Source organism: Ruegeria sp. CG11 (assembly GCF_056537245.1).
Window position 1 is genome coordinate 477,524 of the sequence record NZ_JBQFRE010000002.1, and the last position, 19,802, is coordinate 497,325.

Sequence of the window (19,802 nt, forward strand, 5' to 3'; positions counted from 1 at the left end):
TGGTGAGGACGGCCTGCCCCGTGTAGCCTGTCTACGCACGTAGGAGGCCCCAATGCCCGAGATCACCGGCTATCACGCTCATGTCTACTTCGACGCCGAAACGCAGGAAGTTGCGGAACAGGTCTGCCAAGAGGCCGCGCGCCTGTTTCCGGTTAAAATAGGCCGGATGCACGCCAAGAATGTCGGCCCTCATCCGCGTTGGAGCTGCCAGCTGGATTTTGCACCGGACGCCTTCGATCAAGTCATCCCCTGGCTGATGCTGAACCGGCAGGGTCTGACCATCTTCACCCACCCGGAAACCGGCGACCATCTGGAAGATCACCGAGATCGTGCGGTTTGGATGGGTGAGATGTTGGAGCTTGATTTATCACTCTTTGACAAGATGGGCGCCTAGGTCAGCGCCCGCGCCTGATCCCGCAGTTTGAACTTTTGGATCTTGCCGGTCGAGGTCTTGGGCAGTGCCCCGAACACCACCGTCTTGGGCGCTTTGAAATGGGCCATGTTGTCCCGACAGAAGGCAATGATATCCGCCTCACTCGCCTGCGCATCCGGCTTGAGCTCGACAAAGGCGCAGGGCGTCTCGCCCCATTTCTCATCCGGGCGCGCGACCACGGCGGCCTCCATCACGGCGGGGTGCTTGTAGAGGATATCCTCAACCTCGACCGATGAGATATTTTCGCCACCCGAAATGATGATGTCCTTGGACCGATCCTTCAGTGCGATATAGCCATCCGGGTGCATCACCCCCAGATCGCCCGAGGCGAACCAGCCGCCACGAAAGGCCTTGTTCGAGGCCTCGGCGTTTTTCAGATAGCCTTTCATGACGACATTGCCTTGCATGAAGATCTCACCCATCGTCTCGCCATCTGCAGGCACAGGTTCCAACGTATCCGGATCGGCCACCATCAGCCCTGACAGGGCCGTGTAGGGAACACCCTGACGGACCTTGAGCGCGGCGCGTTCCTCCGCCCCTTTGCTGTTCCACTCGTCTTTCCACGCGCACACAACCGAGGGGCCATAGGTTTCGGTCAAGCCGTAGACATGGGTTACTTCCACGCCCATACCTTCCATCTTTTCGATCACAGCGGCAGGCGGCGGGGCACCTGCGGTCATCACCTTGATCTCGTGATCGAAATCTTTCAGGTGATCTGGCGCGTTGGCCAGCATGTTCAGAACAATCGGCGCACCGCAGAAATGGGTAACCTTTTCATCGCGGAAGGCGGCATAGATCGGCTCGTCCCGCACTGCCCGCAAACAGACCGAGACTCCGGCATTGGCCGCCATCGCCCAAGGGAAACACCAGCCGTTGCAATGGAACATCGGCAAGGTCCACAGGTAGACCGAATGTTTCGGCATGTCCCAGTCCAGCAGGTCCGACTGTGCGTTCAGCGTCGCTCCCCGGTGGTGATACACGACCCCTTTCGGATTGCCCGTGGTGCCCGAGGTATAGTTCAGCGTGATCGCGTCCCATTCGTCATCGGGCAGAGACCACGCGAAATCAGGGGCGCCCTCGGCCAGCAGCGCGTCATATGTCAGGCTGCCCAGCTTTTCACCGCCTTCAAAACTGGGGTCTTCGATGTCGATGACCAGCAGGTCATGATCCACCTGTTTCAGGGCTTCTTTCACTACGCCCGAAAACTCTGGGTCGACCAGCAGCACTTTGGCCTCGGCGTGGTTCAGGATGAAGGCGATGATCGGCGCGTCCAGTCGCGTGTTAATCGTGTTCAGCACCCCACCGGCCATGGGCACACCGAAATGGGCCTCGTACATCTCGGGGATGTTGGCGGCGATGATTGAGACCGTATCACCCTTGCCGATCCCCCGCGCCGATAGCGCCCCTGCCAAACGGCGGCACCGGGCATAGGTTTCCGCCCAGCTATACCGGCGCTCACCATAGACCACCGAAGGGTAGTCCGGGTAAATCTTTGCGGTACGTTCGATGAAACTCAGCGGGGACAAGGGCGTGTAGTTCGCGCGGTTCTTGTCCAAATGACGCTCGTAGATATTGTCCCCTGCCATGTGCTGACCCTCCCAGTTCAGATTCTGCGCGACTTGATCACAAAGTACCGCATCTGACAAACCCGTAAAAATACGCCGAGTGCATGGACTGGCAATACGGGATGGTGCAATCTGGCCCTATCTACAGATGGCCATTCGCGGTGATCTGGGCCATCGAAAATTCCAAACCGGGGCGGCATCGTTCCTGCACCTTGCACACCCAATACTTCTGAAAGGACATGTCATGGACGGCACGTTCAACGAAAACGATCTTTCCCGCGTGGTCGAGGCCGACCGCGCCCATATCTGGCACCACCTGATCCAGCATAAGCCCTTTGAAACCAATGACCCCCGGATCATTGTCGAAGGTAAGGGAATGCGTGTTTGGGATCAGAAAGGCAAAGAGCATCTGGATGCCGTTTCGGGCGGTGTGTGGACCGTCAACGTGGGCTATGGCCGCGAATCGATCTGTAAGGCCGTGTACGACCAGCTGATGAAGCTGTGCTACTTCGCCAACTCGGCAGGCTCGATCCCCGGGGCAATCTTCGCCGAAAAGCTGATCGAGAAGATGCCGGGCATGAGCCGTGTCTACTACACCAACTCGGGCTCTGAGGCGAACGAGAAGGCGTTCAAGATGATCCGCCAGATCGCGCACAAGAAATATGGCGGCAAGAAAACCAAGATCCTGTACCGAGAGCGCGACTATCACGGCTCGACCCTGGCGACCATGTCGGCCGGTGGTCAGGATGAGCGCAACGCGCAATATGGCCCCTTCGCGCCCGATTTCGTGCGCGTGCCGCATTGCATGGAATACCGCAAGCACGAACTCGACGGCGCGCCTGTCGAGAACTTCGGCGAATGGGCTGCCGACCAGATCGAAGAGGTCATCCTGCGCGAAGGTCCCGACACCGTTGGCGCGCTGTGCCTTGAACCGGTGACGGCAGGTGGCGGCGTGATCGAAGCGCCCGAGGGCTACTGGCAGCGTGTGCAGGAGATCTGCAAGAAATACGACATCCTGCTGCATATCGACGAGGTCGTCTGTGGCGTTGGCCGCACCGGCACATGGTTCGGTTACCAGCAATACGGCATCAAGCCCGATTTCGTGACCATGGCCAAGGGCGTCGCCTCGGGCTATGCGGCGATTGCCTGCATGGTGACCACCGAGGAAGTCTTTGAAATGTTCAAGGACGACGCAGCCGATCCGCTGAACTATTTCCGCGACATCTCGACCTTTGGTGGTTGCACCGCTGGTCCGGCAGCCGCGATCGAAAACATGCGCATCATCGAGGACGAGAACCTGCTGGGGAACTGCTCGGCCATGGGTGATCGCATGATGGGCAACCTGCAAGCGCTGATGGAAAAGCACAAAGTCATCGGCGACGTGCGTGGCAAGGGCCTGTTCCTGGGCGCCGAACTGGTCGCAGACCGCAGCAGCAAAGAGCCGGTGGACGAGAAACTGGCGCAAGCGGTCGTGGCCGACTGTATGGCGCAGGGCGTGATCATCGGCGTCACCAACCGTTCGGTCCCCGGCCGCAACAACACGCTGTGCTTCTCGCCCGCGCTGATCGCCACGACGGACGACATCGACCAGATCACCGACGCGGTCGATGGCGCGCTGGGTCGCGTGTTCGGGTAGAAATCTACCCGCCCTGAAGAACAAGAGCGGCAGGGTATCTCCTGCCGCTCGGCATCGCGTCGTATTAAGTCATTGTGACGGTTTCATTTGGTGACCCGTTAACTGGTGACGCAGAACTGCACCACTCAAAGTTATTGCTGCATAGAAGGCTTGAGGGCAAATTCCGAAACCCTCAGCTTGCCATCAGCCCAGTTTCACTTGGGAAAATCGTTCAATAAAAGGAGTTCCTGTGAACCGCCTTCTGTTAGCAGCTTTTTGCGCCTTTTATTTCAGCTCTCCGGTCTCTGCCAAAAGTTTTTCCGACCTTTACCCAAACCTAGCTCCCCAGCTTTCTGACGAAGAGCAGGCCCTGATACAGGATATTGATTTTCAGCAGGGCAAAATTCCAATTGGGAATGGTCTGGCGGTAATCGATGTAGGCACCGATTACTATTTTCTCGACCCAGGAGACAGCGCCCATGTGCTTGAAAAGCTTTGGGGAAACCCGCCTGGCGCGCCAGGGTTGGGCATGGTGTTTCCGGTAGATGTGTCGCCGCTTCATTCCAACGGATGGGGAATGGAAATGTGGTTCGACGAGATTGGATATGTCTCGGATGACGACGCGGAATCACATGACTACAATGAAATCCTGAAAGAGATGCAGGCGGATACCGTGGCCGACAATGAATGGCGGACACAGAACGGTTATGAGCCAATTCAGCTTGTCGGCTGGGCTGAACCTCCGCTCTACGACAAGACAAACCGCACTCTTTATTGGGCCAAGGAATTGCAGTTTGGGGCATCTTCCGATCACACGCTTAACTTCAACATTCGCGTTCTGGGAAGACGAGGCGTATTAGTGCAGAACTTCATCACCACTATGGATGAATTACCCCGCGTGAAATCCGACCTGCCCGACGTCCTTGCTATGACTTCGTTTACCGATGGCAACCGGTATACCGATTTCGATCCATCGCTGGACAAAGTCGCCGCAGTGGGAATTGGCGGTCTAGTCGCGGGAAAAGTGCTGGCAAAAACCGGGTTCCTGGCCGTCGCGCTAGTCTTTCTGAAAAAGGCATGGTTTCTGCTTTTCATTCCGCTGGTCTGGTTGAAGAACCTTTTTGCGAGCAAACGCTCGTGAATTGACCGCTTCCCAAAAGCGCGAGATCCGCCGCAAAGCGCGGGTCTGACGCTTGGAGTTGACGCCCATCCCATCAGGGCAATCGCAACGCTCAGTTAAGGCGCAGGTCAGAAGTCAGCGCTGCGGCCTGTTTTAGGCCCAACCGGCCCGAGACAAAACTCCAACTAGCCAAAAGAAAAGACCGCCCCGAATGGGACGGCCTTTCATTCACTGTCTCTTTAAAAGAGGATCAGGCAGCCAGAGCGGCCTGAGCTTTGGCGACGATCGCGCCGAACGCTTCCGGTTCGTGCACGGCCAGGTCGGCCAGAACTTTGCGGTCCACTTCGATACCGGCCAGGTTCAGGCCGTTGATGAAGCGGGAATATGTCAGTGCTTCGTCATGCGAACGGACAGCAGCGTTGATACGCTGGATCCACAGCGCGCGGAAGTTGCGCTTGCGGTTCTTGCGGTCGCGGGTTGCATACTGGTTGGCCTTGTCGACGGCCTGACGGGCAACCTTGAAGGTGCTCTTGCGGCGGCCATAGTAACCTTTGGCGGCCTTGATGACCTTCTTGTGACGGGCGTGAGTTACGGTTCCACCTTTAACGCGGGACATCTCTTAATCTCCTCTTAGCGGTCGTAGGGCATGTAGCCCTTGACGATCTTGGCGTCGGGGGCGGACAGGGTGGTGTTGCCACGGGCGTCGCGGATGAACTTCTTGGTCCGCTTGATCATGCCGTGCCGTTTGCCGGCCTGGCCAGCAAGGACCTTACCGGTCGCAGTCACCTTAAAGCGCTTCTTGGCGCTCGACTTGGTCTTCATCTTAGGCATTTCCGTCTCCTTTCAGGGTTCGGTACTAAACGCGACTCGGCATGCCATCTCGGCCGGTCACGCGATCAGAAGCGCCGTTTACGCAAGAACGATCATAGTGGCAAGGGGGTTTGGACCAGAATCTGCGCTTTTCGCAGACTGGTCAGGCACCGGGGCGACAATGGCCGCCCCGGTGAAATGTTTTAGTGCTCGAATTTGCGGATCTCGCCGCTCTTCAGGCGCGCTGCGTAGCTGGCCAGCTCTTCCCGCACCACTTTCATCAGGAAGTAGAGCGCAAAGACGTTCACGACCGCCATGGCAAAGATTGCCGCATCCGAGAAATCGATGACCGGGCCAAGGTTGGCCGCTGCACCAATGACGACGAAGACGCAGAAGATGATCTTGAACACCAGTTCCTTGGTGTGGCCCTCGCCGAACAGGTAGGTCCAGGCCTTGAGGCCATAGTAGGACCAGCTGATCATAGTCGAGAAGGCAAACAGAACCACCGCGATGGCCAGCACGTACGGGAACCAGCCAAAGGCGCTGGCAAAGGCCGCCGAGGTCAGGCTGACGCCCGAGTTTCCGTCAACGGTTGCAATACCGCCGCCATCTTCTGTCAGCATGTACAGACCGGTTTGAGGATCGATGATCAGCTGCTGGGTGATGATGATCACCAGCGCGGTCATGGTACAGATCACAACCGTATCGATGAACGGCTCCAGCAGCGACACGAAGCCTTCGGTGATCGGCTCACTGGTCCGCACGGCCGAGTGCGCAATCGCCGCAGAACCAACGCCTGCTTCGTTCGAGAACGCCGCACGGCGGAAGCCCTGGATCAGCGCGCCAACCATGCCGCCAGCAACGCCGAGGCCGGTGAAGGCACCTGCGAAGATCTGGCCAAAGGCCCAGCCAATCTGATCCGCGTGCATGATGATGATGACCAGCGCGGCCACCACATACATGACACCCATAAACGGAACAACCTTTTCGGTCACGCGTGCGATGGATTTCAGACCGCCCACGATCACTGCGAACACGATGCCTGCAAAGACCAGACCTGTGATCCAGCCGGGATAATCGCCCACGATACCTGCGATCTGCTGGTGCGCCTGGTTGGCCTGGAACATATTGCCCCCGCCCAGCGCGCCAAGGATACAGAAGATCGAGAACAGAACGGCCAGAATCTTGCCGCCCGGCAGGCCAAGTTCGCTGAACCCTTTGGACATGTAATACATCGGACCGCCCGAAACGGTGCCATCTTCGTATTCGTTGCGGTATTTCACGCCCAGCGTACATTCGGTGAATTTCGAGGCCATGCCCAGCAGGCCCGCCATGATCATCCAGAACGTCGCGCCCGGCCCGCCGATACCGACGGCTACCGCCACACCGGCAATGTTGCCTAGACCGACAGTGCCAGAAAGCGCGGTGGCCAGCGCTTGAAAGTGGCTGACTTCACCCGCGTCGTTGGGATCGGAATAGTCACCTTTCACAAGGCTGACAGCGTGTCCGAAAAAACGGAATTGCACAAAGGCGAAATACAGCGAAAACACCGTCGCCGCGATCACCAGCCATCCCACGATCCATGGGAAACCCGTTCCCGGGAACGGGGCGAAGATAAAGCTGACAAATGGTCCGGTGAAGTCGGCGAAGGCCTGGTTGATCTTGTCGTCCAGACCCGGTGCGTCTTGCGCGAATGCAGGGCTGGCAAACAGAACTGCGGATGCAGAGAGGCTCAGTTTTTGAAGCATATTCATACTCGTCACTCCCCTCAGTTCACGACCGTGACCGGCACATCGGCGTGCATGACCAGATTCTGGGTCGAGCTGCCGAACAGGCGTTTCTTGAACCCGTCCGCCGAGGCGCGCCCGACGATGATCTGGGTACCGCCGTTTTCGACCGTGATCGCATTCAGCGTTTCGGCCACGTCCCCATGGCGGACAATGCCTTGCGCCGCGAAGCCTTCTGCCTTCAGTGCATCTACCGCCGGGGTGACGATGCGGTTGGTGGCCAGTTCGACCTCTTCCTCGCGCCGCTTGTGCCGCAGCGCGTTTTCTTCAGGTGTCTGGAAAGTGAAAGGAGACCATTCGATCACGTAAACCACTAGCAATTCGCATGATCCGATCCGCCCGGCCAAATCCTTGGCAAAGGTGATCGCACGTTCCCCGGTTTCTGTCCCGTCCAGTCCAATGACAATTTTCGTTGTCATGACGTTCCTCCATTATCGTTGATTGTACCGGGGCCCGTGCCCCCGGCAGGGCAGCCGGAACCTGGAACTTAATTGAGTAGACTGCCCCGCGCACAAGTATCCGGGAAAAACACCGAAAAACAGAGGGGAAATTGCCAGATTCAACCCTGAGTCCGGCTTTTTGTTGATTTGATTGATCTTTTTTTGCCTAAATAATAGGCAAACCCTGCATTACAGCGCTCCGCAAGGACGGAAAATCGCCCCAATCAACCTGGATCGGTGTTGTAGATCAGACGCTCGTCACAGGGTGCGATGCGCAGAATATTCGTGGTTCCGGGCACATTGAACGGCACACCTGCGGTCACAACGATCTGGTCGCTTTCTGAAGCGAACCCACCAGCACGGGCGGCGCGGGCAGCGTTGACAACAGCACCTTTGAACCGCTCAAGTTCGGGCGTCATCACACAGTGGCACCCCCAGCTCAGGCACAGGCGACGGGCCGTACCCGTGGCGGGCGTCATGGCGATAATCGGCACACCGGGGCGTTCGCGGGCAGTCAGCAGAGCCGTAGTACCGCTTTGGGTAAAACAGCAGATCGCCTTGATATCAGTCTTTTCCGCAATCTCGCGCGCGGCGGCGACGATCCCGTCAGCGATCGTTGTCCCCTTCGCGGTACGCGATGCGGTGATAATCTGCGTATAGGTCGGGTCGGCTTCGACCTCGATGGCGACCTTGTTCATGGTTTGCACGGCCTCGACCGGGTACGATCCCGCCGCCGATTCCGCGCTGAGCATGATAGCATCGGTGCCCTCATAGATCGCGGTCGCCACATCCGAGACCTCGGCCCGCGTTGGCATCGGGCTTTCGATCATGCTTTCCAGCATCTGCGTCGCAACGATCACCGGCTTAGCCGCGCCGCGGCATTTCCGCACTAGGCGTTTCTGGATCGGCGGCACAGCGGAAACCGGCAGTTCAACACCTAAGTCGCCACGCGCAACCATGATACCATCCGAGGCATCGAGGATATCGTCAAAGGCTTCAACCGCCGCAGGCTTTTCGATCTTGGACAGGATCGAGGCACGGCCGTCAGCCAGCGCGCGGGCTTCGAACACGTCCTTGGCGCGCTGAACAAAGCTCAGCGCCAGCCAGTCGACGCCCAATTGGCAGACAAATTCCAGATCGTCCCGGTCCTTGGCTGACAGCGCTGCCAGCGGCAGCACAACGTCGGGCACGTTCACGCCCTTACGGTTAGAAATGGTGCCACCAACCTCAACCGTGCAATTGGCAAAGTCTTGGCCGCAGTCCTGAACAATCAGACGGATTTTGCCGTCATTGACCAGCAGGCGCGCGCCCGGTTCAAGTGCTGCGAAAATCTCGGGGTGCGGCAGGCATACGCGCCCCGCATCGCCAGGTGCCGGATCAAGGTCCAGACGGAAGGCGGCACCCTCCTCCAGTTCCTCGGCATCGTTGGAGAAAACGCCCACGCGCAGTTTCGGACCCTGAAGATCGGCGAGGATGGCAATCGGGCTATCCAGATCCTTTTCCACCTGCCGGATGATCCGGTGCCGCTCGCGGATCTCGTCATGGCTGCCGTGGCTCATGTTCAGGCGGAACACATCCGCGCCGGCCTCGTGCAGGGCGCGGATCATGTCATAGTCATTGGACGCCGGTCCCAGCGTCGCCACGATTTTTACATTTCTCAGGCGTCGCATTGGTGGTGTTCTCCTGACGTCATCTCTTGGTTTCGCAAAAATGTTACCGCAAACATTGCTTCACGCCGCTTATTGCGCAATTCCCTTTTCAAAGCAACTGCCCTACACCTGCGACAAACTAGATGACAGGCTTATGACGTATTCTCCGTTTTTTATCCACGGCGCTGATCGCCCGTCGCGCTGGCTGATCACATGCGACCATGCAACCAATACTGTGCCACCCGAAATCAATGGTGGCGACCTCGGTCTGCCGCGCGAGGATATGGAGCGTCACATCGCCTATGACGTAGGCGCCTATGAGGTATCAAAGCATCTGGGCGAGATCCTGAACGCGCCGGTGATTGCAGCGAACTTCTCGCGCCTCGTAATCGATCCGAACAGGGGTGAGGATGATCCGACCCTGCTTATGAAGCTCTATGACGGCTCGATCATTCCCGGCAACCGCCACGCCGACGAGGCTGAACGCGAACGGCGCCTGAACATGTGCTATCGCCCTTACCATGAAGCGCTTGGGCGCATGGCAGGCCTGCCCCACGCGGTAATCGTGTCGATGCATTCCTTCACCCGCCAGCTGCGCGGCCGCGCACCGCGCCCGTGGCACATCGGTGTGCTGCACACGCCGGACGAACGGTTCTCGCGCCCGCTGGTCAACCGGCTCGGGGCCGAGGGCGATCTGTGCGTCGGCGTCAACGAACCCTATACCGGTGTCCTGCCCGGTGACGCGATTGACCGCCACTGTTCCGCCCATGGCCGCCCGAACGCCCTGATCGAGCTGCGTAACGACCTGATCGCCGATCACGCCGGACAACGTGCCTGGGCCGAGCGCATGGCCGTGATCCTTCAGGATGCTCTGGCTGACAGCGGCCTTTGATCACACCTCATTGTGGGGTCGGCCGCTGATCCCCATATATTAAGGGGAAAGGGGGCGATCATGACTCAGGAGTTTCTCACCTCCGTCTTTGGCTGGATGGCGGTGCTCAATATCGCGGTTTTGCTGTTCACGACCCTGATGATCGTGCTGTTGCAGGATTGGATCGCAGGTGTTCATGGCCGGATGTTCCAGATGGAGCGTCCGGATGTGAAACGAGCGTATTTCCGGTATTTGGCAAATTATAAAATCCTGACCTTAATCTTCTGCATCATCCCCTGGCTGGCTTTGAAACTGGCCTGAGCCACCGTGTTGAAACATCGCCACCGGACCGCTAGGTCAGAGACAACAAAACTGTCATCCGGAGCCAGACCATGGACAAGCAAACCGAAATCGAACTTCAGGCCGCCGCGTTCCGTCGGCTTCAAAAGCACCTGATGGAAGATCGCACCGACGTTCAGAACATCGACATGATGAATCTGGCCGGATTCTGCCGCAACTGCCTGGCCCGCTGGTATCAGGAAGCCGCCAACGAAAAAGGTATCGAAATGGGCAAGGACGAAGCCCGCGAGGTTTTCTACGGCATGACCATGGACGAGTGGAAGACCAACTATCAGACCGAAGCCAGCCCCGAAAAACAGGCCGCCTTCAAGGTCGCATTCGAAGAAAACGTATTGAAAAAGGGCTGATTGCCGATACGAAAAAGGCCCGCCAAATCAGCGGGCCTTTTTTGTGGGCGACTGACAATCGAGATTTGCTGCCGTAGCTTGACCCGCCGTCACTATCGATCCGCGCTAGGAAAAGCCTCGCCTAGTTGCTTCGCTGCCACGACTACTCGGGTAGAGTCCGAAAACCGCCCTTCGTGAGCACAGCCCCGAACTGGCGGGAAAAACCTGACCACCAAAGCGGCACTTGATTGCCGCCTAATTGAGTGTGAGATCACAAGCAATAACAATCAATTGGCTGCCCTTTGTCATTATAAGTACACTCCGGCGTACCATTTTTTTCAGCTATGCAAGCCACAATCATAATATCGCAATCATTAACGCCTTTGCAGGTAAGGATTCCCACTGGCGGTGGAACAGCTGTTCCAAAGACCGAGGACGCTTGCGGTCGGAAAGGTCGCGCTGGCAGCAGTCTTTGATATATCTGTGATGCGCGAATGAAGTTCTCCTGTACCACATACGTATCAGGCTCGATTTTGAACGAATAAACCGGACCCGCGCGGCACTCTTTAGTCGCTATAGCGGAATTCCGTTTAATGGCCTCCCTGGGAATCCGGAGCAAATGATCCGAACAGCTTTCTTCGCCTTTGTCAGCACCTCGACCGACAAGCAGGATCGACACATAAGGATCGTCTTCAGTATCGCTCTCCAGCTCAACGCCCCATATCTCCACCAGACCGCTTACCCTTTCAGCAACAATTTCGCTATATTTTGATTGGGACAGGGCAGAGGTTCCGCCTAGAACACCCACGCACACCAGCGCGGCAATAACATTTACTTTTTTCGAAAATTTTTCAGAAATCATCATGTGAGTATCTCCATCACAAAGCACTCCATATGAGATGATTATACCTTTCCGACATCGAGTCTCAAAATGCTACTTTAAAATTCCAGCCACGTGGCCCGGTGTTTCAGAGAGGGGTGGCATCACGTCTCAAAAACGGTCGCTGATTTCGACGCCGTGCCGCCTACGCTCGACGGGGCTTTAAGCGTTTATCGGTTGACGCTGATAAGCGGTGTGTCGCGACCCGGCAGAACGCAACGTTGCACACGGCGGACCAATGCCGCTCTGGCCAAGGTATGAGGTGAATTCTGACGGTCTGGTAGAACCGCAAAACAGGACGGGCTTTCTTGAGACAGCCCGACCCGGCTTAAACTGATCTATCACCGACGCCGCAGCAAATAGCTGCAACGCCGATCGGCATGGTCTTTCTTTAGATCGCGGCCTTGCGGCTTTCGTCCAGATAGATCTCGCGCAGGCGCTTAGAGATTGGGCCCGGCGTACCATCGCCCAGCGTCACCCCGTCAATCTCAACCACCGGCATGACGAATGCACTGGCCGAGGTGGTAAAGGCCTCATCTGCCTCTTTTGCCTCGTCGATGGTGAACAGACGCTCTTCGATTTCCATCTGCGCCTCAGCCGCCATGCGCAGCACGGCCTTGCGCGTGATGCCGTGCAGAATGTCATTGGACAGCGGACGTGTGACAATCTTGCCGTTCTTGACGAAATAGGCGTTGTTGCTGGTGCCCTCGGTGACATAGCCGTCCTCGACCAGCCACGCATCATCGCAGCCCGCTTTCTTGGCCATCATCTTGCCCATCGACGGGTAGAGCAACTGCACGGTCTTGATGTCACGACGGCCCCAGCGGATATCTTCGATCGAGATGATCTTGGCGCCCTTCTTGGCCGCAGGGCTTTCGGCCAGACCGGGCTTGTTCTGAGTGAACAGCACGAGGCTGGGTTTGGTGTCGGCGGACGGGAACACGAAATCCCGGTCGCCGTCTGAGCCACGGCTGACCTGCAGATAGATCAGGCCCTCCTCAATGCCGTTCAGCTCAACCAGCTTGCGGTGAATCTCCAGCAGCTCTTCCTTGGTGCAGGGCTCAGCCATCTCCAACTCGTCCAGCGACCGCTTGAGGCGTACCGCGTGGCCTTCGAAATCGATCAGCTTGCCGTCCAGTACGCTGGTGACTTCGTAAACGGCGTCTGCGAACAGGAAACCACGGTCAAAGATGGACACCTTGGCCTCGGTCTCGGGCAGGTATTCGCCATTTACGTAAACGGTGCGGGTCATGTATCTCTCCTCAGCCCCAGAGCGTCGCCACAGGCGGGTGCACTCCGGCGTCATCAAAAATCAGCGGGTTTTCGCGGTCTTCGGCCAACAGAAGCGGGCCGTCAAGGTCCGTTACCATCGCACCCTGTGCCAACAGGGTCGCAGGGGCCATGGCTAGCGAGCTGCCGACCATGCAGCCGACCATGACTTTGTAGCCTTCAGCAAGCGCCGCTTCACGCAGGGCCAGCGCCTCGGTCAGACCACCGGTTTTATCCAGCTTGATGTTCACCACATCATATTTGCCCTTCAAGGCAGGCAGGCTGGCGCGGTCATGGCAGGATTCGTCGGCACAGACAGGCACCGGGCGCTCCATCCCGATCAGCGCATGGTCTTCCCCTGCGGGCAGAGGCTGCTCGACCAGTTCAACGCCTAACCGCACCAGATGCGGCGCAAGATCGGCATACACCTCGGCTGACCAGCCCTCGTTTGCATCCACGATGATCTTGGATTTTGGCGCCCCTGCGCGCACGGCTTCCAACCGGGGCATATCGTCCGGCGTGCCCAGCTTGATCTTCAGCAAGGGACGGTGCGCATTCTGCGCCGCCTGCGCCTGCATCGCCTCTGGCGTGTCCAGCGACAGGGTGTAGGCGGTGATCTCAGGCCCCGGCATTGGCAATCCGGCCAGATCCCATGCCCGTTTGCCCGCGCGCTTGCTTTCCAGATCCCAAAGGGCGCAATCCACGGCGTTCCGGGCGGCGCCGGCAGGCAACAGGTCAATCAGCGACTGGCGGGTAAACTCGGCAGGCAGACCCGCAATCTCGGCCTCAACCGACTCGAGCGTCTCATCATAACGCGCATAGGGAACGCATTCGCCCCAGCCCTGATGAGTTCCATCGGAAATCCGAACCGTCAGCACCTTTGCCTCGGTCCGCGACCCGCGCGAGATGGTGAACACCTGCGCCAGCCGAAATACATCACGAGAGACCTCTACCCGCACGCAAACGCTCCTTCATCTTTTCCAAAAGGCGCCGGGGCGAAGAACCCCGCCTCCGGCGCGTTGTTCAGATCACATCGCGGCCAGCGCGTCCACCAACTTGCCCGAACCGAAACGGAACGGGTCGGTCGCGGGCAGGCCCATGTCGGCTTCGATCTTGGCCAGATAGGCCGATGCATCGTCCTCGGACATGTGCTGCGTGTTGACGGAAACGCCCACGACCTGGCAATCCGGGTTACCAACTTTGGCCAGCGCCAGCGCAGTGTCACGCAGCGTTTCGAGCGTCGGCAGCTGATAGGTCGGCAGTCCACGCATATGTTCACGCGTCGGTTCATGGCACAGGATCAGCGCGTCCGGCTGACCGCCATGGACCAGCGCCATGGTCACACCCGAATAAGACACGTGGAACAGCGACCCCTGTCCTTCGATCAGATCCCAGTGGTCGTCATCATTGTCGGGTGTCAGCCATTCGACGGAACCGGCCATGAAGTCGGCAATCACCGCGTCCAGCGGCACACCATCGCCGGTGATCAGAATGCCGGTCTGGCCAGTGGCGCGGAAAGTGGACTTCATTCCGCGCTCGCGCATCTCGGCATCCATCGCCAGAGCGGTGTACATCTTGCCGACCGAGCAATCGGTGCCCACGGCCAGACACCGCTTGCCCTTGCGCTTGATGCCATTGGCGATCGGATAGTCGACTTCAGGCACGCGCACGTCATGCAGTTTCTGGCCGGTCGCCTCGGCAACGGCAACCAGATCGGGTTCGTCACGCAGCAGGTTGTGCAGGCCCGAAGCCAGATCAAAACCTTCTTCCAGCGCCATGACCAGAACCTTTTTCCACTCTTGGCTGATCACACCCCCGCGGTTGGCCACGCCGATGACCAGAGTTTTGGCCCCGGCCGCTTTCGCCTCGGTCAGGGTCATGTCTGTCAGGCCCAGATCGGCCTTGCAGCCGTCCATCCGGTACTGGCCCACGGCGTTTTCGGGACGCCAGTCCTTGATTCCAACTGCCACTTTGGCCGCCAATTGGTCGGGCGCATCGCCCAAAAACAGCAGGTACGGTGTCTCGATCATTGCGGTCACTCCTTTGATTCCGACGCAGGCTAAGGGACGTGCCTAACGAGTGTTTCGCGTTTTCCTTCGGGTTCGGTTGTCCCGGAGGGAGATTTTTGCACACTTAGAAGCCGGCGCGCAAAAATCTTCCAAGTTTTCACAGCGATTAATCTTTAATCACCACCAAGACCCCACCCCACGGCAGATGCTGCGCTTGCATTGCGGCAACTGCACAAAGATGCTTGCGAAGCAATGCGCAATTTAATACCCCATATGGCAAGAAAATCGTAATTTCCTTTCTTGCACGAGGTCCAGATGAGCTTTCGCATTCAACCCGCCGCCCCCGCGCGCCCAAACCGTTGTCAGCTGTTCGGGCCGGGATCGAACACGAAGCTGTTCCCGAAAATGGCCGCATCGGCAGCGGATGTGATCAACCTCGACCTCGAGGACTCGGTCGCGCCGTCGGACAAGGACGTCGCGCGCGCCAACGTGATCGAGGCGCTAAACACCGTCGATTGGGGCAACAAGTACATGTCCGTCCGGATCAACGGGCTGGACACGCCCTACTGGTATCGCGATGTGGTCGATCTGCTGGAACAAGCGGGCGACCGTCTGGACCAGATCATGATCCCCAAGGTCGGCTGCGCGGCGGATGTCTACGCGGTGGACGCTCTGGTCACCGCCATCGAGCGCGCCAAGGGCCGTACCAAACCCGTCAGCTTTGAGGTCATCATCGAATCCGCCGCCGGTATCGCCCACGTCGAAGAGATCGCGGCCTCCTCCCCGCGAATGCAGGCAATGAGCCTGGGTGCTGCGGATTTTGCAGCCTCGATGGGAATGCAGACCACCGGCATCGGTGGAACGCAGGAAAACTATTACATGCTGCGCGAGGGCGAAAAGCACTGGCCCGATCCTTGGCACTGGGCGCAGGCCGCCATCGTCGCCGCCTGCCGCACCCATGGCGTGCTGCCGGTGGACGGGCCGTTCGGCGATTTCTCGGATGACGAGGGTTACATCGCGCAGGCCAAACGCTCGGCCACGCTGGGTATGGTCGGTAAATGGGCGATCCACCCGAAACAGATCGCTTTGGCCAATCAGGTCTTTACCCCGTCGAATGAAGCCGTATCCGAGGCGCGCGAAATTCTGGCGGCAATGGAACAGGCCAAGGCCAATGGCGAGGGTGCCACCGTCTACAAAGGGCGTCTGGTCGATATCGCCTCGATCAAACAGGCCGAAGTGATCGTGGCGCAGGCCGAATTGATTGCTGCAAACGGCTAACCAAACAAGCGCCCTGAGGGCCAGCGCTTTGCAATAAGTGGTGGTCCTGAGAACATAAAACGGGCTCGCAGCGAGATGACGGCTTCGAGCCCGATGACGTCAAGGTTTGCCAGATCAATCAGCGACTATGGCGTCCACTTCGATTTCCACAAGCCAATCCGGATTCACAAATCGATTAATTGCCATGATGGTGTCGACCGGACGGGAATCCCTGCAATATTCCTTTCGTGCCTCGATGGCTGCCTTCCAGTTGTCGATATCCGTCAGGATAACACGTGTGCGAACGACGTCATGCAAGCCGGAGCCAGCCTGTTCGAGCGCTGCTTTTATGATCTCGAAACATTGTTTGGTCTGAGCAAAAACGTCTCCGACGCCGACCGTCTTCCCATCGCCGTCAACAGGCGCGGTGCCTCCAACCGAGATATAGGGACCGACACGAACTGCGCGACTGAAGCCGACGATCTCTTCCATGGGGTTGCCGTTCGAAATTAACTGCCGTTGATGATCCATATCTTCACTCCTGAATGGGCAAATTTGATTATTTGTGAAGATTATATGTGAATACTGGCGACAAGTCCGTTCTGCACGCCAAGCTGGCCGCCGGGAGGCGGCTCCCGAAGATTTCTTCGAGAGCTGGATGTTCGTCATGATGTCGTGCCTAAAGACACTCAGCCTCGCGCTACATCATTTACTGCAACGGGCTGGCCCGACGGAGTGCCTTTTACCTATCGACCGAAGACATTGTTGGGCGTCCAGGTGAAACGCTCACCCTGTTTGCCCGACTTCATCATCAGGCAAGAGCTTCCTAGTTTCTGGAAATAGATGATCTTCAATGGATACCAGCCCGCCGAGGGCACTTCTACTTCGGTTCGTTGATTGGCTTCACAACCCTGAACACCACTCACGTGACCAATCTGTTGACCACCAACCCATGCTTCTATCCCGTCGTTCGACCATGTTTCAAGTTCGTAAGTTCCGGGTGAATCGAAACGCATATACCCCGTGACCTCGGCGGCAACATTGTAAGCGCCGTCGAACGTCATGACATCCTCACCCTTGCTGGTGTCAGCGTAATCCAACCCCCGCAACGGTTTTCCGGGCTGCGCTTGAGACAGCAGGCTTTTTGCCTGACTCAGATCACGGATCTTTTTGTGCTGATTGCCTGTGCCATAGTATTTCACATTCAACCCGGCCTGCGGGCTGGGTTGTGGGTTGGCGGGTTGCAGTTTCAATGGCGCGGACATTGCTGCCCCGGCGATCAACGCCAAAGCTGCGGCAAGCGCACTGGTCCGGACGAATGTCATGGTCATCTCCCTGAGCTTGGCCCGATCGGGTGGTATTTTCCCTTCTTTCTGATCCGGCACTTGGGATGACTCTAAGACCTGAGATTTTACCCTGCAAGGCGGTTGCGGTTAAGGATCACATGCCGCAGTCACGCGCGCGTGTCCTTGGGCGACCCCATCACCACGTAGGAAGTGATTGACGTCACATGCGGCAGGGTTCCTAGAACGTCAGTGTGAAAAGTCTTGTACGCCGCAAGGTCAGTGCATTCCACGCGCAGCAAGTATTCGATCGTACCCGTAATGTTGTGACACTCTACTACTTCCGGCGCGCGTTGCAGGGCGCGTTCGAACCCTTCCTGCGCGGCCTTGGTATGCTCGCCCAGACCAACGCCGATATAGGCCACGAACCCCACCCCCAGCGCCGCCGGGTTCAACACCGCGCGATAGCCCGAGATCACGCCCGCGCGTTCAAGCTCCTGCACCCGGCGAAGACAGGCCGAGGGCGACAACCCAACCCGGTCAGCCAGTTCAAGATTGCTGATGCGGCCATCGCGAGACAGCTCACGCAATATTTGTTGGTTAATGCGATCGATCTTCGTCATAGGTTGCAAAACTATCGCAATCACGCACGAAAACGCAATTTCATTTGGTCGTTTTGCGGCAATTATGGCGACTATGACCTATGACATCCTTCTGGCCCTGATCGCCTTTGCCTTTGTTTCGTCCATCACACCGGGGCCGAACAACCTGATGCTGATGGCGTCGGGCGCCAATTTCGGTTTTCGCCGCACCATCCCGCATATGCTGGGGATCGGTCTGGGATTTACCGTCATGGTCCTGCTGGTCGGAACCGGGCTGGTGCAATTGTTCGACCGCTATCCGGTTAGCTACACGGCGCTGAAACTCGCCTCGGTCGGGTATCTGCTGTTTCTGGCCTGGAAGATCGCACATGCAGCCCCAACCAAGGGCAAGGCGTCTGAGGGCGATCCCATGACCTTCCTGCAGGCCGCCGCGTTTCAATGGGTCAATCCCAAGGCCTGGGCCATGGCCCTGACGGCCACCACCGCCTATACGCCGGACCATACGTTGCAGGCCATCGTGATCGTGGCACTGATTTTTGGCGCGGTGAACCTGCCGTCAGTCAGCACATGGACCGTTTTGGGGCAGCAAATGGCACGAGTCCTCACGAACCCGCGCCGGTTGGTGGTGTTCAACTGGACAATGGCGGCGCTGCTGGTCGCATCGCTTTACCCGGTCCTGTGGCCGAACTGAGTTACTTCAGCGGCAGGCAGATTTCCGTCAGTAACTCCTCGGGCGCGGTATCGCGGGGGTCGTTCAGGTAGATTTCGTAACAGGGCTGATCCGCCGGTTCCTCACCCGATTCCGGCAACCAGTTGCCGAACAGGCTGTGATAGGCAGCCCCAAGCCCCGAATACGGGCCCTTGAAGGTCAGAACGGCCGTTTTGCCCCCGGGAATTTGCACGGCCTCCATGCCTTCGGGTGTTTCGTCACCGCAGAATTCAGCCCCCGCATAGCTGCGCAGTTCCTCGACGGGCACCGCGTCTGGGCTGTCGAGATAGATGCCAATCACCGGCCCGACCTGCGGCCACAGCTGACGGGATTCGCACAAGGCCCCGAAGGCCTCAAAGCTCTTGCCGATCTCAGCATAGGCACCTTTATGCGGCAGGCCGATAACGCGGCGGGCGGGTTCGGTTCGGGTGGTTACTGGATACATTGGATACTCTCCGGTTCTGAATCGTGGATGGGCGGGCAGAAACTGCCCGGCCTTGCGAAATGCGGCAGGGCTGCTGCCGTAGGCCTCGGAAAAGGCCCGCGCAAAAGAATTCAGGTTGGGATAGCCAACGTCCGACGCAATTCGCGCCACCGGCTCGTCGGATTGAACCAACGCGACGGCCGCACGATGCAGACGGATACGACGCACCGCCTGCGCGCAGGTTTCACCGGTCAGGGCGCGAAACACCCGATGCCAATGAAACCGGGACATCGCGGCCACGTCGGCCAGCGCATCCAGCGACAGATCCCCGGCGGGGTGGTCGTGGATATAGTCCAGCACGCGCAGAATGCGGTTTTCATAGCTGGTCGGCAT

At 58.2% G+C, this 19,802-nt stretch carries 22 protein-coding genes; 8 read left to right on the forward strand and 14 right to left on the reverse strand.

Annotation, left to right across the window (positions count from 1 at the left end):
• Window positions 1-52 precede the first annotated feature (52 nt).
• Window positions 53-394 (forward strand): DOPA 4,5-dioxygenase family protein, encoded by a 342-nt coding sequence (locus ACR0KW_RS08555; protein WP_480804600.1) that lies wholly within the window; start codon window positions 53-55, stop codon window positions 392-394.
• On the opposite strand, the gene ACR0KW_RS08560 is transcribed toward ACR0KW_RS08555, so the two are convergent.
• Window positions 391-2,019, reverse strand: coding sequence for an acyl-CoA synthetase (locus ACR0KW_RS08560; protein ID WP_480804601.1), 1,629 nt, complete (start codon window positions 2,017-2,019; stop codon window positions 391-393). The two genes, ACR0KW_RS08555 and ACR0KW_RS08560, sit on opposite strands and share 4 nt — an antisense overlap.
• Before the next feature lie 223 nt (window positions 2,020-2,242).
• Here ACR0KW_RS08560 and ACR0KW_RS08565 point away from each other — a divergent pair, with 223 nt between their 5' ends.
• Together ACR0KW_RS08565 and ACR0KW_RS08570 are read left to right on the forward strand one after the other, a co-directional pair.
• Window positions 2,243-3,634: an aminotransferase family protein gene (locus ACR0KW_RS08565; RefSeq protein ID WP_480804725.1), complete on the forward strand. Its 1,392-nt coding sequence runs from the start codon at window positions 2,243-2,245 to the stop codon at window positions 3,632-3,634.
• A gap of 229 nt (window positions 3,635-3,863) precedes the next feature.
• Complete coding sequence (locus ACR0KW_RS08570; RefSeq protein WP_480804602.1) at window positions 3,864-4,754, forward strand: DUF2167 domain-containing protein; 891 nt, start codon at window positions 3,864-3,866, stop codon at window positions 4,752-4,754.
• A gap of 229 nt (window positions 4,755-4,983) precedes the next feature.
• Here the strand turns inward: ACR0KW_RS08570 and rplT are convergent, their stop codons facing one another.
• From rplT to pyk, 5 genes are all read right to left on the reverse strand, one after another.
• A complete protein-coding gene (gene rplT / locus ACR0KW_RS08575; protein ID WP_008756009.1) occupies window positions 4,984-5,349 on the reverse strand; it encodes a 50S ribosomal protein L20 in 366 nt (121 codons plus the stop codon).
• 14 nt (window positions 5,350-5,363) lie between these two features.
• Window positions 5,364-5,564 carry a 50S ribosomal protein L35 gene (gene rpmI / locus ACR0KW_RS08580; RefSeq protein ID WP_010443552.1) on the reverse strand — a complete coding sequence of 67 codons (201 nt, stop codon included), beginning with the start codon at window positions 5,562-5,564 and terminating at the stop codon, window positions 5,364-5,366.
• 182 nt (window positions 5,565-5,746) lie between these two features.
• Window positions 5,747-7,297 carry an alanine/glycine:cation symporter family protein gene (locus ACR0KW_RS08585; protein WP_480804603.1) on the reverse strand — a complete coding sequence of 517 codons (1,551 nt, stop codon included), beginning with the start codon at window positions 7,295-7,297 and terminating at the stop codon, window positions 5,747-5,749.
• A gap of 14 nt (window positions 7,298-7,311) precedes the next feature.
• On the reverse strand, window positions 7,312-7,749 hold the full coding sequence (locus ACR0KW_RS08590; RefSeq protein WP_480804604.1) for a universal stress protein: 438 nt from the start codon (window positions 7,747-7,749) through the stop codon (window positions 7,312-7,314).
• A gap of 245 nt (window positions 7,750-7,994) precedes the next feature.
• Window positions 7,995-9,440 (reverse strand): pyruvate kinase, encoded by a 1,446-nt coding sequence (gene pyk, locus ACR0KW_RS08595; protein ID WP_480804605.1) that lies wholly within the window; start codon window positions 9,438-9,440, stop codon window positions 7,995-7,997.
• A 133-nt stretch (window positions 9,441-9,573) separates the two neighbouring features.
• Between pyk and ACR0KW_RS08600 the strand changes: the two genes are divergently transcribed.
• From ACR0KW_RS08600 to ACR0KW_RS08610, 3 genes are all read left to right on the forward strand, one after another.
• A complete protein-coding gene (locus ACR0KW_RS08600) occupies window positions 9,574-10,311 on the forward strand; it encodes an N-formylglutamate amidohydrolase (RefSeq protein WP_480804606.1) in 738 nt (245 codons plus the stop codon).
• A 60-nt stretch (window positions 10,312-10,371) separates the two neighbouring features.
• Window positions 10,372-10,611 (forward strand): DUF6868 family protein, encoded by a 240-nt coding sequence (locus ACR0KW_RS08605; protein WP_170400752.1) that lies wholly within the window; start codon window positions 10,372-10,374, stop codon window positions 10,609-10,611.
• A gap of 71 nt (window positions 10,612-10,682) precedes the next feature.
• The gene (locus tag ACR0KW_RS08610; RefSeq protein ID WP_480804607.1) at window positions 10,683-10,997 is read left to right on the forward strand and encodes a DUF1244 domain-containing protein; all 315 of its coding nucleotides are present in this window, start codon (window positions 10,683-10,685) and stop codon (window positions 10,995-10,997) included.
• A gap of 250 nt (window positions 10,998-11,247) precedes the next feature.
• On the opposite strand, the gene ACR0KW_RS08615 is transcribed toward ACR0KW_RS08610, so the two are convergent.
• The 4 genes from ACR0KW_RS08615 to dgcN form a co-directional block, all read right to left on the reverse strand.
• Window positions 11,248-11,841, reverse strand: a complete 594-nt coding sequence (locus ACR0KW_RS08615) for a hypothetical protein (RefSeq protein ID WP_480804608.1) — start codon at window positions 11,839-11,841, stop codon at window positions 11,248-11,250.
• 406 nt (window positions 11,842-12,247) lie between these two features.
• Window positions 12,248-13,108, reverse strand: a complete 861-nt coding sequence (locus ACR0KW_RS08620) for a D-amino-acid transaminase (protein ID WP_480804609.1) — start codon at window positions 13,106-13,108, stop codon at window positions 12,248-12,250.
• Window positions 13,109-13,118: 10 nt separating this feature from the next.
• Window positions 13,119-14,084, reverse strand: a complete 966-nt coding sequence (dgcA, locus tag ACR0KW_RS08625) for an N-acetyl-D-Glu racemase DgcA (RefSeq protein WP_480804610.1) — start codon at window positions 14,082-14,084, stop codon at window positions 13,119-13,121.
• A 69-nt stretch (window positions 14,085-14,153) separates the two neighbouring features.
• Window positions 14,154-15,155 (reverse strand): N-acetyltransferase DgcN, encoded by a 1,002-nt coding sequence (gene dgcN / locus ACR0KW_RS08630; protein WP_480804611.1) that lies wholly within the window; start codon window positions 15,153-15,155, stop codon window positions 14,154-14,156.
• Window positions 15,156-15,449: 294 nt separating this feature from the next.
• Here dgcN and ACR0KW_RS08635 point away from each other — a divergent pair, with 294 nt between their 5' ends.
• Complete coding sequence (locus tag ACR0KW_RS08635) at window positions 15,450-16,412, forward strand: L-malyl-CoA/beta-methylmalyl-CoA lyase (RefSeq protein ID WP_480804612.1); 963 nt, start codon at window positions 15,450-15,452, stop codon at window positions 16,410-16,412.
• Between the two features lie 114 nt (window positions 16,413-16,526).
• Here the strand turns inward: ACR0KW_RS08635 and ACR0KW_RS08640 are convergent, their stop codons facing one another.
• From ACR0KW_RS08640 to ACR0KW_RS08650, 3 genes are all read right to left on the reverse strand, one after another.
• A complete protein-coding gene (locus ACR0KW_RS08640; RefSeq protein ID WP_480804613.1) occupies window positions 16,527-16,922 on the reverse strand; it encodes a RidA family protein in 396 nt (131 codons plus the stop codon).
• A 215-nt stretch (window positions 16,923-17,137) separates the two neighbouring features.
• Window positions 17,138-17,716, reverse strand: coding sequence for a PA14 domain-containing protein (locus ACR0KW_RS08645; protein WP_480804614.1), 579 nt, complete (start codon window positions 17,714-17,716; stop codon window positions 17,138-17,140).
• 128 nt (window positions 17,717-17,844) lie between these two features.
• Entirely contained in the window at window positions 17,845-18,297 is a 453-nt protein-coding gene (locus ACR0KW_RS08650; RefSeq protein WP_480804615.1) for an Lrp/AsnC family transcriptional regulator, read from the reverse strand.
• A gap of 73 nt (window positions 18,298-18,370) precedes the next feature.
• On the opposite strand from ACR0KW_RS08650, the gene ACR0KW_RS08655 reads away from it, so the two are divergent.
• Window positions 18,371-18,967, forward strand: a complete 597-nt coding sequence (locus ACR0KW_RS08655) for a LysE family translocator (protein ID WP_480804726.1) — start codon at window positions 18,371-18,373, stop codon at window positions 18,965-18,967.
• Between the two features lies 1 nt (window position 18,968).
• Here ACR0KW_RS08655 and ACR0KW_RS08660 read toward each other — a convergent pair whose 3' ends face one another.
• On the reverse strand, window positions 18,969-19,802 hold the full coding sequence (locus ACR0KW_RS08660; protein ID WP_480804616.1) for an AraC family transcriptional regulator: 834 nt from the start codon (window positions 19,800-19,802) through the stop codon (window positions 18,969-18,971).